This is a genomic window from Pseudoalteromonas sp. NEC-BIFX-2020_002 (assembly GCF_013002825.1).
Taxonomy (GTDB): domain Bacteria; phylum Pseudomonadota; class Gammaproteobacteria; order Enterobacterales; family Alteromonadaceae; genus Pseudoalteromonas; species Pseudoalteromonas neustonica.
Genome location: NZ_JABEPJ010000006.1, coordinates 111,746 through 125,926 on the forward strand (window position 1 = coordinate 111,746; position 14,181 = coordinate 125,926).

At 43.8% G+C, this 14,181-nt stretch carries 12 protein-coding genes; 6 read left to right on the forward strand and 6 right to left on the reverse strand.

Annotation, left to right across the window (positions count from 1 at the left end):
* The 6 genes from mmsB to HJP15_RS08935 form a co-directional block, all read right to left on the reverse strand.
* The gene (gene mmsB / locus HJP15_RS08910; RefSeq protein ID WP_170173563.1) at positions 1-891 is read right to left on the reverse strand and encodes a 3-hydroxyisobutyrate dehydrogenase; all 891 of its coding nucleotides are present in this window, start codon (positions 889-891) and stop codon (positions 1-3) included.
* 4 nt (positions 892-895) lie between these two features.
* Positions 896-2,041, reverse strand: a complete 1,146-nt coding sequence (locus tag HJP15_RS08915) for an enoyl-CoA hydratase/isomerase family protein (protein WP_054453508.1) — start codon at positions 2,039-2,041, stop codon at positions 896-898.
* A complete protein-coding gene (locus tag HJP15_RS08920) occupies positions 2,041-2,820 on the reverse strand; it encodes an enoyl-CoA hydratase (protein ID WP_054203670.1) in 780 nt (259 codons plus the stop codon). Before HJP15_RS08920 ends, HJP15_RS08915 begins: the two co-directional genes overlap by 1 nt.
* A 10-nt stretch (positions 2,821-2,830) precedes the next feature.
* On the reverse strand, positions 2,831-3,988 hold the full coding sequence (locus tag HJP15_RS08925; RefSeq protein ID WP_054203669.1) for an acyl-CoA dehydrogenase family protein: 1,158 nt from the start codon (positions 3,986-3,988) through the stop codon (positions 2,831-2,833).
* A gap of 119 nt (positions 3,989-4,107) precedes the next feature.
* On the reverse strand, positions 4,108-5,598 hold the full coding sequence (locus tag HJP15_RS08930) for a CoA-acylating methylmalonate-semialdehyde dehydrogenase (protein WP_169326374.1): 1,491 nt from the start codon (positions 5,596-5,598) through the stop codon (positions 4,108-4,110).
* A 90-nt stretch (positions 5,599-5,688) separates the two neighbouring features.
* Complete coding sequence (locus HJP15_RS08935) at positions 5,689-6,870, reverse strand: thiolase family protein (protein ID WP_054203667.1); 1,182 nt, start codon at positions 6,868-6,870, stop codon at positions 5,689-5,691.
* Positions 6,871-7,199: 329 nt separating this feature from the next.
* Here HJP15_RS08935 and HJP15_RS08940 point away from each other — a divergent pair, with 329 nt between their 5' ends.
* The 6 genes from HJP15_RS08940 to HJP15_RS08965 all read left to right on the forward strand — a co-directional run bounded on the left by HJP15_RS08940 (position 7,200) and on the right by HJP15_RS08965 (position 14,172).
* Positions 7,200-7,634 carry a MerR family transcriptional regulator gene (locus HJP15_RS08940; protein WP_054203666.1) on the forward strand — a complete coding sequence of 145 codons (435 nt, stop codon included), beginning with the start codon at positions 7,200-7,202 and terminating at the stop codon, positions 7,632-7,634.
* Between the two features lie 64 nt (positions 7,635-7,698).
* Positions 7,699-8,874 (forward strand): isovaleryl-CoA dehydrogenase, encoded by a 1,176-nt coding sequence (locus HJP15_RS08945; protein ID WP_170173564.1) that lies wholly within the window; start codon positions 7,699-7,701, stop codon positions 8,872-8,874.
* 11 nt (positions 8,875-8,885) lie between these two features.
* Positions 8,886-10,505, forward strand: a complete 1,620-nt coding sequence (locus HJP15_RS08950; protein ID WP_054203664.1) for a carboxyl transferase domain-containing protein — start codon at positions 8,886-8,888, stop codon at positions 10,503-10,505.
* A 10-nt stretch (positions 10,506-10,515) separates the two neighbouring features.
* Positions 10,516-11,286 (forward strand): enoyl-CoA hydratase/isomerase family protein, encoded by a 771-nt coding sequence (locus tag HJP15_RS08955; protein ID WP_054203663.1) that lies wholly within the window; start codon positions 10,516-10,518, stop codon positions 11,284-11,286.
* Between the two features lie 8 nt (positions 11,287-11,294).
* Entirely contained in the window at positions 11,295-13,271 is a 1,977-nt protein-coding gene (locus HJP15_RS08960; RefSeq protein ID WP_170173565.1) for an acetyl/propionyl/methylcrotonyl-CoA carboxylase subunit alpha, read from the forward strand.
* Positions 13,264-14,172, forward strand: a complete 909-nt coding sequence (locus HJP15_RS08965; RefSeq protein ID WP_054453492.1) for a hydroxymethylglutaryl-CoA lyase — start codon at positions 13,264-13,266, stop codon at positions 14,170-14,172. The genes HJP15_RS08960 and HJP15_RS08965 overlap by 8 nt, the downstream gene beginning before the upstream one ends.
* The last annotated feature ends 9 nt before the right edge of the window (positions 14,173-14,181 follow it).

Consider the following 14,181-nt stretch of genomic DNA (forward strand, 5'->3'; position numbering starts at 1 on the left):
TTACTCCTTTGAGAATAATTTAAATATGGCACTAAAATCATCACTGCCAGCACCTTGATGCTGCAACATAGTATAAAGATTTTTTGCCATTGACCCCATTGGGGTTGATGAATTACTTTGCTGCGCTGCTTCCATCGCAAGGCCTAAATCTTTTGCCATTAAATCAACCATAAAGCCCGGTTTATAATTGTTACTTGCGGGAGCTGTGTCCATTACGCCTGGACACGGGTTGTAAAGTTCAAGCGTCCAGTTGCGACCCGAGCTTGCCGTCATAATATCGCTCAGTACTTTTGGATCTAGACCATTATTAATACCCATTTGAATTGCTTCGCTGGTACCTGCCATTAAAATGCTCAGTAGCATGTTATTACAGATTTTTGCGACTTGCCCCGCACCGATATCTCCAGCATGAAAAATATTTTTACCCATATCAGCAAGTACAGGTTGTGCTTTAGTAAATTGCTCATCAGCACCGCCTACAATAAAGGTCAATGTGCCTGCTGTTGCGCCTGCAACTCCACCCGATACCGGCGCATCTACAAAAGCAATGCCATGTTCACTAAGTTCAGCCCCTACTTCACGCGCCGATGCAGCATCAATGGTCGAGCAATCTATTACTAAGGTCGATTTTGCTAAAATATGTACAAGGCCAGTCTCACCTAAGTACAGTGATTTAACGTGCTTACTAGCAGGGAGCATACTGATCAACACATCAACATCACTTGCACAGTGTTTGGCGTCTGTCGCTTCAATCGCGCCCTGCTCGGCAAGTTGATTTACGACCGATTGGTTTAAATCAAACACCTTAACCTGATGGCCTGCTTTAACAAGGTTTGCAGCCATAGGGCCGCCCATATTTCCTAAACCAATAAAACCGATAGAAAGTGACATATCATTATCCTTGTGTAAGTTGTTTAAGTGGATGCGAGTCATTATCCCAGCGAGCAGTAAAGAAACTCTCAATTAATTGCGCAGGTAATTGCTCAATTGTTTTAAATTGCCAGTTGGGTGCACCGTCTTTATCAATCAGTAACGCGCGGATACCCTCTTGAAATTCACCGACTTCACCACAGCGAACCGACATAGCCAATTCCATTTGAAAACACTCGCCTAAGCTTTTACCTTTTGAGTTAGCAAGTTGGCGCTCAACTAGAGCACAACTTAATGGGCAACCATGCTTTAATGATTTTTGCGCACGTGTAATCCAAACGTCATCAGTGTCTAGGTTTAAAATGTAATTAACTTTCTCTTTTAAATCTGTAAACTCAGCGAGTTTTTGAATAGTCGCTAAATTAGCTTTTACATTTCCTTTTGGCATGCGCCCGGATATGTTATCAAGCTCGGTTAGTAATGTAGTGAGTTTATCGTGATTTAACGCAGCTGTTTTTCCCCACTTAATCGCAGCGAGTTGATCAATCATACTGTCGTACTTATCAGCTTTAACGTAGTGATCAGCCAACGATACAAACATCGCATCATCGCAATTAATAGACGCTGCGGTTAGCCCTAAAAACAAGCCAACATGCTGGGGCATTTTATGTAAAAAGTAACTTCCGCCTACATCAGGGTATAAACCAATTGTTAATTCTGGCATGGCTATACGGGATGTTTCGGTCACAACACGGTGGCTAGCACCCGCCATTAAACCAAGGCCACCGCCCATTACAATCCCGTTACCCCACACTAAGATCGGTTTGTCGTAACAATGGATTAAATGATCAAGACGATACTCTTGGGTAAAAAAATCTTCAATTAAGTTGGCAGGCTCGCCAGTTTTCATTGCGTTATGTAAGCTAACTACATCACCGCCAGCACAAAAGGCTTTCTCCCCTGCACCTTTGAGTATAACCATGGCAATATTACTATCATCTGCCCATGCAATTAGCTGCGGCTCTAATAGTTTGATCATGTCAAAATTGAGGGCGTTTAACGATTTAGGAGCGTTGAGTGTTGCAAAGCCAATCAACGAGCCATTTTCTGCACGCGCTGTTTCAAAAACGACGGGGGCATCCTGTGTGTTTAATAGCGTTAACTCAACCATTAGCCGTTCACCCAATTTGCCTTACGCTTTTCTAAAAAGGCGTTAACCCCTTCTTGCTGATCTTCTGTATCAAACAAACCAACAAACAACTCGCGTTCGAGTGGTAATGCATGTGCCATGGGTTGAGTGCGACCTTTTTGTATCAACGTTTTACAAGCGCTTACAGCAACAGGGCTTTGATCGGCTACTTGGTTAGCAAGTTTAAGTGCTGCGGAAAAGCTTTCACCTTGTGGTACCACTTCTTCGACTAAACCTATTTGCAGGGCTTTATCCGCTTTTAAGCGCTCGCCACACAAAATCATCCGTTTTGCCCAGCCTTCACCAACAAGCCAAGCAAGGTTTTGTGTGCCACCAGCACACGGCAGTAAGCCAACTTTGGCCTCTGGCAATGCCATTTGTGCTTGCTCTTCCGCTATACGAATATCACACGCCAAAGCCACTTCTAAACCGCCCCCCATGGCATAGCCATTAATTGCAGCAATTGATACACCTCTAAACGCTGTTAATGCTTCAAATGCTTCGCCAAATACCTGCGACATGGTCGCTGCTACGCCTTTATCACCACCTGCGAATACATTTAAGTCAGCGCCCGCACTAAAAAACTTTTCACCTTCACCAGTGATCACTAATGAATAGACGTTTTTATTATCGTTTAGCTCATTTACCGTGTCTTTTAAGGCTATCAAGGTGTCTTTAGTCCAGGTATTCGCTGGCGGGTTAGACATGGTTAAAATCGCTACGTGGCCTTCAATGGTTAAATCAATACTTGGGTTTGACATTTCGCGTTCCTTATAGAATATCGGCTGCTGATTGCGCTAAAATACGACGAGCAATAATCACCCGCATAATTTCGTTAGTACCTTCAAGAATTTGATGAACGCGTACATCTCGTACATGGCGCTCAAGTGGGTATTCTTTGATATAACCGTAGCCACCATGAATTTGTAATGCATCATTACACACTGTAAAGCCTACATCGGTGGCAAAACGTTTTGCCATGGCGCAATAAGTGGTTTTTTCACTGTCGCCTGAATCGAGCTTAAACGCTGCTAATCGCACCATTTGGCGCGCAGCAACAAGTTCAGTATTCATATCGGCTATTTTAAATTGCAGTGCTTGAAACGCAGCCAGTGGTTTACCAAATTGCTCGCGTTCTTTTAAATATTCACGGGCTGTTTGTAGTGCGGCTTGGGCAGTGCCAATTGAGCAGGTTGCAATGTTGATGCGTCCGCCATCTAGGCCTTGCATTGCAAATTTAAAGCCTTCTCCCTCAGCGCCTAATAAGTTGTGTGCGGGTATGCGTACATCTTCAAAACTAATTAAGCGTGTAGGTTGTGCGTTCCAGCCCATTTTTTCTTCAGCTTTGCCATATTCAACACCTTTAGCATCAGCAGGGACTACAAAAGCAGAAATACCGGCAGCGCCATCACCGCCAGTACGTGCCATAACTACCAATACTTCGGTTTCACCTGCGCCAGAGATAAACATTTTTGAGCCGTTGATCACGTATTCGTCGCCATCACGCACCGCTTTGGTTTTCAATGATGCAGCATCTGACCCAGAGCCTGGCTCTGTTAAACAGTAAGACGCTAGTAACTCGCCCATTACCAGTTGGTCACAATATTGCTCTTTAGTTTGCTCAGTTCCAAAACTTGCGATCATCCAAGTGGCCATATTATGAATGGTCAACATCGCAGTGGTTGCTGTACAGCCCATCGCAAGCTGTTCAAAAATAATGCTTGAATCTAAACGCGATAAACCTAAACCACCGGCTTCCTCTGGCGTATAAAGACCACAAAACCCTAACTGACCTGCGGCTTTAATGGTGTCTTTAGGAAAAATATGTTCACGGTCCCACTTTGCTGCGTGTGGAGCGAGTTCTGATTCAGCGAATTGGCGAGCAGTTTGTGCAAATGCTTGTTGATCTTCAGTTAAATTAAAGTCCATAGCAGGCCTCTTATTTATAATTTGTTGTCGGTAAAATCTATTCGTGAAGAGCAGCGAAGGCTAAAAATGTGCCCGCCTTCGCGCCCCTCTTTTTTATTATGTGGAGTAAATTAAATTAATTACTTAAGGTTGATACTCATATTAGGGCCTGACGCAATATCGTCTTCAAACCAGCGTGAGGTAATGGTTTTAGTTTCAGTGTAAAAACGAATGCCTTGTTTACCGTAAGTATGCGTGTCACCGTAAAAAGAACCTTTCCAACCAGTAAATGAGAAGAACGGCAGTGGCACAGGAATTGGCACGTTAATACCTACTTGCCCTACTTCAATTTCGTGTTGGAACTTACGCGCAACAGCGCCACTTGAGGTAAATAACGACGTGCCGTTACCAAATGGCGAATCATTAATAAGTGCAATGGCTTCATCTAGTGAATCAACAAACATACATGCCAGTACAGGACCAAAGATTTCTTCTTTGTATAAATCCATGTCAGTCGTTACATCAGTAAATAAGGTAGGTCCTACCCAGTTGCCTTGCTCAGAACCTACAACAGTAAAGTCAGAACCATCAATTAAACACGTTGCACCTTGTTCTTTACCTTGGGCAATCAATGATAAAATACGCGCTTTGGCAGCCGGTGATGTTTGCGGGCCGTATGCCGCATCTTTATCATCCCATACACCTGGACGAACATTAGCAAAACCTGCTTTAATGTCGTCAACCCAGTCTTTTGCTTGACCAACGAATACCGCCACTGAAATTCCCATACAGCGCTGACCTGCAGCACCAACAGAGGCACCAACGAGATTATTAACAACATGAGAACGACTTGCATCCGGCATGATCACCATGTGATTTTTTGCACCCACACACGCTTGTACACGCTTTAAATTTGCAGTGCCTTTAGAGTAAATGTATTCACCTACACCACAAGAACCCACGAATGAAATTGCGCGCACAGCTGGATCTTCTAATAAACGGTCGACCTGTGGCTTAGTACCATGTACCACTTGTAATACGCCTTTTGGCGCGCCCGCCTCAATAAACAGCTCAGCTAAACGCATAGGCGTTAGTGGATCTTGTTCAGATGGTTTTAAAATAAAGGTGTTACCGCATACAATCGCCAGTGGAAACATCCACAGTGGGATCATTGCAGGGAAGTTAAACGGCGTAATACCTGCGCATACACCCAGTGGTTGCATATATGAATATGTGTCGATTTTACGTGCCACATTCTCCATCGTCTCACCCATCATTAATGAGGGTGCATTCGCTGCTTGCTCAACCACTTCAATACCGCGCCAAACATCACCTTTAGCGTCTTCAAACGTTTTACCAAGCTCATGACAAATGATGGTCGCTAATTCGTCATGATGCTCTTTTAATAACGCAGCGTATTTCATCATAATGCGCGCACGCTCAGTGATTGGTACGTCTTTCCACGTTTTAAAGGTGTCTTTAGCTGATGTAATCGCTGCATCCATTTCTGCGTCTGTAGCACACGGAACTTGCGCTAACACTTCTTGGTTTGCTGGATTAATAACATCAATAAGTTGATCTGATGTTGATTGAATAAATTCGCCGTTGATCAGTAATGGTACTTGGTGCATAACGCACTCCTCCCCAGAGGGTAATTGGTTAAGCCGCAGTAGTTATTATTAAAAGAGCCTGCGGCTGTGAGAGTTTAAGTTTTTTAAAAATTAGAGTGTTTCGACTGCTAAGGCTACCGCTTCACCGCCACCAATACATAAAGAGGCAACGCCTTTTTTAAGGCCGCGATTTTTAAGCGCGTGGATAAGGGTAACTAAAATACGCGCACCGCTGGCACCAATAGGATGACCCAATGCACAGGCACCGCCATTAACGTTAACTTTGCTTTCATCAAGTTTTAACTCGTTGATAGCAAGCATAGTGACCATGGCAAAGGCTTCATTAATTTCCCAAAGGTCAACGTCGTTCGTTGTCCAGCCTGCTTTTTCAAGTAAGCTATTCATAGCGCCAACAGGCGCAAGTGTGAATTCACTTGGTTTTTGTGAGTGTGTGCTGTGCGCAACAATACGACATAGTGGCGTAAGCCCTTGTGCTTTAGCATGGGCTTCACTCATCAAGATAAGTGCAGCGCCACCGTCAGAGATTGACGATGAATTTGCAGCAGTAATAGTACCGTCTTTTTTGAATGCAGCACGTAGACTTGGGATTTTTTCTGGGCGTGCATTACCTGGTTGTTCGTCAATGCTAACTGTCACGTCACCTTTACGGCTACTCATAGTATGCGGTGCAACTTCGCTATCAAAATCACCATTTGCAATCGCAGCATTGGCTTTACTAAGCGAGTTAAGTGCAAACGCATCCATTTGTTCACGGCCAATACCGTATTCATCAGCAGTATCTTGAGCAAAACAGCCCATCGCTTTATTATCGTAGGCGTCTTCTAGGCCATCACTCATCATGTGATCTTTAATTTCACCGTGACCCATACGCATACCGCCGCGTGCCTTTGGTATAAAATACGGCGAATTAGTCATGCTTTCCATGCCACCTGCAATCGCGCTATTAATTGAACCCGCTTTAATTAAATCATGCGCGAGCATCGCCGCTTTTAAACCTGACCCACATACTTTATTAATTGTGGTAGCACCCGTGCTACGCGCAAGGCCTGCTTTTAACATGGCTTGACGTGCGGGTGCTTGGCCTAAACCGGCTGGCAATACACAGCCCATAATGACTTCATCAATAGCATTATCGCTTAATCCCGTATCAGCAAGCGCGCTGGCAATGGCTGTTGCACCTAACTCAGTGGCATCTGCACCGCTAAGGGCACCCATAAAACCACCCATCGGGGTACGTTTTGCTGCTACAATAACAACGGCTTCGGTAGTCATAAAAAAGGCTCCATTTTATAATTGGCAATATTCATGTGTGAGCGATAAGCCAAACACTGTATTTATAATCTGCTTATGAGCATACATAATATTTACGTTTACGCCAACGTAAATCTAAAATCAAGATTTATACGCTCAACAAAAGTGTAAACATATCTTTATTTTTCTGTAGATTAATACAAACAGTGTAGCCTCAACCCCTGCTATAACTGATAACTGCCTTCAATACACTGCACATTATATTAGTCTAAAGTATAAGTTCTACAATCCACTTTACCTTTACGTAAACTTCACTTATATTGGAGTTATTCGAATGAGGTAAAAACACTATGAATCAAGATAATCAAACAAATTTTGCAAGTTCTGCCGCAGAGCCTGCAAGTAATGAACAAACTTTTAGTATCAGTGAACTGGCTAAAGAGTTTGATATAACCACCCGCTCAATTCGCTTTTATGAAGATCAGGGATTAATTTCACCTGAGCGTAATGGCCAAACCCGTATTTATTCAAAACGCGACAAAGTGCGTTTAAAACTTATTTTACGTGGTAAGCGTTTAGGTTTTACTTTGGCTGAAACAGGCCGTTTGTTTGAACTTTATGATGCAGATAAATCCAGCGCTAAGCAGTTAGTGACTATGCTTGACTTAATTTCAGATAAAAAAGCTGATTTAAGCCAACAAATGGATGACATTAAAGTGGTCTTGATGGAATTAGTCACCGCAGAGCGTCGTTGCCGCGATACCTTAAATAAATTAGATGAATAAAAGAGCTTTAAACTATAACGATTAAATGACTATTCATTAACAGTCTCTCACACAGGAATGAATCATGAGCACTATTTCACTATATAAAGAAATGAACTTTGGCCTAGGCGAAACAGCCGATATGATCCGCGATCATGTTAATAGCTTTGCCAGCCAAGAAATTGCCCCTTTAGCAGAGAAAACCGATCTTGATAACGCGTTTCCTAACCAGCTTTGGCCACAATTAGGCGAAATGGGTTTGTTAGGTATGACAGTATCTGAAGAGTTAGGTGGTGCGGGCCTTGGTTATTTAGAACACGTAATTGCGATGGAAGAAATAAGCCGCGCCAGCGCGTCTATTGGCCTAAGCTACGGTGCTCATTCAAACTTGTGTGTTAATCAAATTAATCGTAATGGCTCGCAAGCGCAAAAAGAAAAATACCTACCTAAATTAATTAGTGGTGAACATATTGGTGCGCTGGCGATGAGTGAGCCTAATGCTGGCTCTGATGTCGTATCAATGAAGCTTAAAGCTGAGAAAAAAGGCGATAAGTACATTTTAAACGGCAATAAAATGTGGATCACTAACGGCCCTGATGCCCATACTTTAGTCATCTACGCAAAAACTGATTTAACCGCAGGCGCTAAAGGCATTACCGCATTTATTGTTGAAAGTAACTTCCCTGGTTTTTCTACGGCGCAAAAACTCGACAAACTGGGCATGCGTGGTTCAAACACCTGTGAACTGGTTTTCGAAAACTGCGAAGTGCCAGAAGAAAACATCCTTGGTAATTTAAATGAAGGCGTTAAAGTACTCATGAGCGGCCTTGATTACGAGCGCGTAGTACTTGCAGCAGGCCCACTGGGCATAATGCAAGCCTGTATGGACATCGTTGTACCGTATATTCATGAACGTAAACAGTTTGATACACCTATTGGTCAATTCCAACTTATTCAAGGTAAAATTGCCGACATGTATACACAAATGAATGCAGCTCGTTCATACGTATACACAGTAGCGCGTTCGTGTGATCGTGGTGAAACAACCCGTAAAGATGCTGCTGGTGCAATTTTATATGCCGCAGAGCTGGCAACCAAAATGGCATTAGATGCCATTCAAATCCTCGGTGGCAATGGCTACATTAATGAATACGCAACAGGCCGCTTATTACGTGACGCAAAACTGTACGAAATTGGTGCAGGTACGTCTGAAATTCGCCGCATGTTAATCGGCCGCGAATTATTCACTGAAAGCCGTTAAGGATAAACGCGATGACTATTTTAAAATCAAGCGTTAACCCCCACGATCCGCAGTTTTTACAAAACCATAAAAACATGGCTGCGCTGGTTGATGATTTACGCGATAAAGTAAGCGAAATTAGCCAAGGTGGCGGCCTTGCTCTTATTGAGCGCCATGAAGGTCGCGGTAAAATGTTTGTTCGTGAACGTATTAGCACATTAATTGATGAAGGCTCACCCTTTTTAGAAATTTCACAATTTGCAGCCTTTGGTGTATATGAACAAGCCATTCCGTGTGCGGGTGTTGTTGCCGGTATTGGCCGCGTAAAAGGCGTTGAATGTATGATCATCGCCAATGACGCTACAGTCAAAGGCGGAACGTATTTCCCACTAACAGTAAAAAAACACCTACGCGCGCAAGATATTGCTGAGCGTTGTCATTTACCCTGTATTTATTTGGTTGACTCAGGTGGTGCAAACCTGCCAGAGCAAGACGATGTATTCCCAGATAAACTGCATTTTGGTCGTATTTTTTACAATCAAGCCCGTATGTCTGGAAAAGGCATTCCGCAGATTGCTGTGGTTATGGGCTTATGTACCGCAGGTGGTGCGTATGTACCCGCCATGGCTGATGAAAGCATTATCGTAAAAGAGCAAGGCACTATATTTTTAGCTGGTCCGCCGCTCGTTAAAGCGGCCACTGGTGAAGAGGTAACAGCCGAGGAACTTGGTGGCGCTGACGTGCACTGTAAAACATCTGGCGTGGCTGACCATTACGCTGAAAACGATGCTCATGCGCTATCAATTGCGCGCCAATGTATTGAACGCATTAACTATCAACGCCCTACTTCACCATTATTGGATGATGCGCTCAATAAAGTAAAAGCACCACGTTACGACATTAGCGAGCTATACGGCATCGTCGGGACTGATCTGAAAAAGCCGTTCGATGTACGCGAAGTAATCGCCCGCACTGTGGATGACTCATCATTTGATGAATTTAAACGTTACTTTGGTGACACATTAGTCACTGGTTTTGCGAAAATTTATGGGCACCCGGTTGGCATTGTTGCTAACAACGGCATTTTATTTAGTGAATCAGCCCAAAAAGGCGCACACTTTATTCAACTGTGTGCCCAACGCAATATCCCCCTCGTATTTTTACAAAATATCACCGGTTTTATGGTGGGTAAAAAATACGAAGCAGAAGGTATTGCTAAACACGGCGCTAAAATGGTGATGGCGGTATCATGCGCTGATGTACCAAAATTTACCGTTTTAATTGGTGGCTCTTATGGCGCTGGTAACTACGGTATGTGTGGCCGCGCATTTGAACCTACCATGATGTGGATGTGGCCAAATGCCCGTATTTCGGTGATGGGCGGCGAACAAGCTGCAGGTGTAATGGCACAAGTTAAACAAGATGGTTTAGCGCGTAAAGGCCAAAGCATGACTGATGAGCAAGTTACTGAGTTTAAAAAGCCCATTATTGATCAATATGAGCAGCAAGGTCATCCGTATTATGCCAGCGCCCGTTTGTGGGATGACGGTATTATTGACCCCGCTGATACGCGCAATGTGCTTGGCTTAGCGCTAAGCGCAGCAGCTAATGCACCTAAACGTGATTCGCAATTCGGCGTATTTAGAATGTAAGGAAGTGAGTATGTCAGTAACACTACAAATAACTAAATCAAATGTGGCTGTCCTCGTTTTAAGTCGCCCTGAAAAGCGCAACGCCTTTAACGAGCAAGTAATCCAAGAGCTAATTCAATGTATTGAACACGCCAATACCTTAGACGTGCGCGCGTTGGTTTTAAAAACCGAGGGCGAGCACTTCTCGGCTGGTGCGGATCTCAATTGGATGAAGTCGATGGCAGATAATGACTTTGCTGAAAATCTTGCTGACTCAAAACAACTTGCCAAACTTATGCATGTATTAGCAAGTAGTCCACTGCCCACAGTCTGTGCCGTGCAAGGTGCCGCTTTTGGTGGCGCACTGGGTTTAATTGCCTGTTGCGATATTGCCATTTGCCAAGACAACGCACAATTTTGTTTAAGCGAAGTTAAACTCGGCCTAATACCTGCGGTCATTAGCCCTTATGTAATAAGAGCGATTGGCGAACGCGCTGCAAGACGGTACTTTTTAACCGCAGAGATTTTTGATGCACACACAGCCAAACAGCTAGGCTTAATACATCAAGTAACGGGCAAACTTGAATGCGCCCTTGATCAGCTACTTGAAACATTGATCAATAACGGTCCTGTTGCCGTACGTGCTGCCAAACAATTAATTAACGATGTTGCCGGGCACGAAATTAATGGTCAAATTGTAAACTTAACCGCTGAGCGCATTGCTGAAATACGCGTATCTGAAGAAGGCCAAGAAGGGCTTACTGCCTTTTTTGAAAAACGCCCGCCAAATTGGCAAAAATAGGGATCCCCATGAGCACACAATCATTACAAAAAATTCTTATTGCTAATCGCGGCGAAATTGCATGCCGTGTGATGCAAACTGCAAAACAAATGGGTTTAACCACTGTTGCGGTTTATTCAGATGCCGACAAAAATTCACAACATGTAAAGCTTGCCGACGAAGCCTACCATATTGGTGCAGCGCCAAGTAAAGACTCCTATTTAGTCGCTGATAAAATTATGCAAGTAGCGCTGGCTGCTGGCGCTGACTGTATACACCCAGGTTACGGGTTTTTATCTGAAAACAGTGAGTTTGCAAAAGCTTGCGAAGCAAATAATATTGCCTTTATTGGCCCACCAGCCAGCAGCATTGAAGCCATGGGTTCAAAAACCCGTGCTAAAGAAATTATGGCAGCAGCCAATGTGCCCTTGGTGCCTGGTTACTATGGAGATAAACAAGATCCGGCCTTTTTGCAAGCAGAAGCTGAAAAAATTGGCTACCCAGTACTAATCAAAGCAGCCTTTGGCGGCGGCGGTAAAGGCATGCGTGTTGTAGAGCAAGCAAAAGACTTTATCAGTGCTTTGCAAGGCGCACAACGTGAAGCCATTGCTGGCTTTGGTAACGACTTAGTGTTACTTGAGCGTTACGTAAACAAACCGCGCCATGTTGAAGTACAAATTTTTGCAGATAACCACGGTAACTGTGTGTATTTAGGCGATCGTGATTGTTCATTGCAACGTCGCCACCAAAAAGTGATCGAAGAAGCCCCTGCGCCTGGTTTATCTGATGAACTACGTAAGGAAATGGGGGAAGCCGCTGTTCGATGCGCCCTTGCGATTAATTATCGTGGTGCGGGTACTGTTGAGTTTTTGCTGTGTGGCGATGAATTCTTTTTTATGGAAATGAACACCCGCCTGCAAGTCGAACACCCAGTGACAGAAATGGTGACCGGTGTTGATCTAGTCAATTGGCAAATAAACGTCGCCGCAGGTAAAGCATTACCACTTGCGCAAGATGACATCCAGTTACAAGGTCACAGTTTTGAAGCGCGTATTTACGCAGAAGATCCAAGTAATGACTTTATCCCCTGCTCTGGCACGATTAATGGCTTGTATATACCAGCTCAATCTGAATATGTACGTATTGATACCGGTATTTTACAAGGGGATGAAATAAGCCCTTTTTATGACCCTATGATCGCTAAATTAATTGTTCATGATGACACCCGTGAACACGCATTAGCACGATTAAGAACAGCACTTGAGCAATTCCATTTAGCGGGCTTTAGCTGCAATGTAAGCTTCTTACATAACCTTGCTGATCACGCCACTTTCAAACAAGGTGCGCCAGATACGCATTTTATTGAAGAGCAAGGTGACACCTTACTTACAGTTGATAACAAGCAACGTTTGATGAGTACCGTAATCGCGGCATTTAGTTATTTATCTGGCTTAAATAATATAGCCAATAGCAGCCCATGGGATCGTCTTTCTGGTTTTAAACTCAACATAAAAGCGGCCATTAACATCCCGTTTTCTGATCATATTATAACTGCAACCCCACAGCAAAACGGCTTTATAATCACGATTGACGGAGTTGACTATACAACCTCCGGCAGCATTGAAAATAGCGTATGCAGCATGTTTATTAATGGCGATAAGCACACATGTCATGTTGTAAACACTGACAATGTAATTACAGTGATGTACAAAGCGCTACAAAGCACGTTTGATGTAATAGACAAACATTATGTGAGCGAGCACGAAAGTGATGCTCTGCCACTTGCAGCGCCGCTCAATGGCACTGTCGTTAAGCACCTAATTGACATTGGTAGCACAGTCACTAAAGGTGACGCTGTGGTTATCATCGAAGCAATGAAAATGGAATACACCCTCACCGCCCCGCATGATGGCGTGTTACAGAGTTATTGTTTTTCTGAAGGCGCATTGGTTAGCCATGGGGCCTTATTGGCAATTGTCACCGATGAGAGCTCAGCAGATGAATAACACACTCCCAAGCCATGTTCGCATTGTTGAAGTGGGCGCACGTGATGGTTTACAAAACGAAAGCGCTGTAAGCACCCAAGATAAAATAAAGCTTATTACAGCCCTTGCTGATGCGGGTATTACTGATATAGAAGCCGGGGCGTTTGTATCACCCAAATGGGTGCCGCAAATGGCAGACTCAAGTGAAGTAATAAGCGCGCTTACGTTACCTAATACAAATTTAACCGCGCTTACGCCCAATTTAAAAGGCGCAGCAGCCGCGCATGCGGTAGGTATTAAAGAATTTGCTATATTTACTGCCGCAAGCGAAGCATTTTGCCAAAAAAATATTAACTGCTCGATTGACGAAAGTATTGCCCGCTTTGAAGATGTAATGGCGTTTGCCAAAGCACATAATATTCGTGTGCGTGGGTATGTAAGTTGTGTACTTGGCTGCCCGTATGAGGGTGATATAGACCCACAACGTGTACTTGAAGTAAGCCAAAAGCTATTAGCCCTTGGTTGTTACGAAGTAAGCCTAGGCGACACCATTGGTATTGGCACAGCTAAAAAAGTGGACGAGCTGTTAGATGTATTATTAGCACACATTGACAAATCGTTGTTGGCTGTTCATTTTCACGACACTTACGGACAAGCGCTCACAAATATTTACACTGCCCTAAAACGAGGTATAGCAACGGTTGACAGTGCAGTTGCAGGCCTTGGTGGCTGCCCTTATGCAAAGGGAGCGTCAGGAAATGTTGCCACCGAAGATGTAATTTACTTACTCCAAGGGCTTGGCATAAACCATGGTATTGATTTACAAAGGCTAGCTCAAGCTGGTTGGGCAATTTGTACGGCATTAAATAAACAACCTGTGAGCAAGGTTTCCTTGGCACTTAAAAATCAAACTACTGATTAATAGTCTATA

Coding starts and splice junctions, on each gene's coding strand:
- mmsB (WP_170173563.1), bottom strand. CDS start 891: ATGTCACTTTCTATCGGTTTTATTGGTTTAGGAAATATGGGCGGCCCT.
- HJP15_RS08915 (WP_054453508.1), bottom strand. CDS start 2,041: ATGGTTGAGTTAACGCTATTAAACACACAGGATGCCCCCGTCGTTTTT.
- HJP15_RS08920 (WP_054203670.1), bottom strand. CDS start 2,820: ATGTCAAACCCAAGTATTGATTTAACCATTGAAGGCCACGTAGCGATT.
- HJP15_RS08925 (WP_054203669.1), bottom strand. CDS start 3,988: ATGGACTTTAATTTAACTGAAGATCAACAAGCATTTGCACAAACTGCT.
- HJP15_RS08930 (WP_169326374.1), bottom strand. CDS start 5,598: ATGCACCAAGTACCATTACTGATCAACGGCGAATTTATTCAATCAACA.
- HJP15_RS08935 (WP_054203667.1), bottom strand. CDS start 6,870: ATGACTACCGAAGCCGTTGTTATTGTAGCAGCAAAACGTACCCCGATG.
- HJP15_RS08940 (WP_054203666.1), top strand. CDS start 7,200: ATGAATCAAGATAATCAAACAAATTTTGCAAGTTCTGCCGCAGAGCCT.
- HJP15_RS08945 (WP_170173564.1), top strand. CDS start 7,699: ATGAGCACTATTTCACTATATAAAGAAATGAACTTTGGCCTAGGCGAA.
- HJP15_RS08950 (WP_054203664.1), top strand. CDS start 8,886: ATGACTATTTTAAAATCAAGCGTTAACCCCCACGATCCGCAGTTTTTA.
- HJP15_RS08955 (WP_054203663.1), top strand. CDS start 10,516: ATGTCAGTAACACTACAAATAACTAAATCAAATGTGGCTGTCCTCGTT.
- HJP15_RS08960 (WP_170173565.1), top strand. CDS start 11,295: ATGAGCACACAATCATTACAAAAAATTCTTATTGCTAATCGCGGCGAA.
- HJP15_RS08965 (WP_054453492.1), top strand. CDS start 13,264: ATGAATAACACACTCCCAAGCCATGTTCGCATTGTTGAAGTGGGCGCA.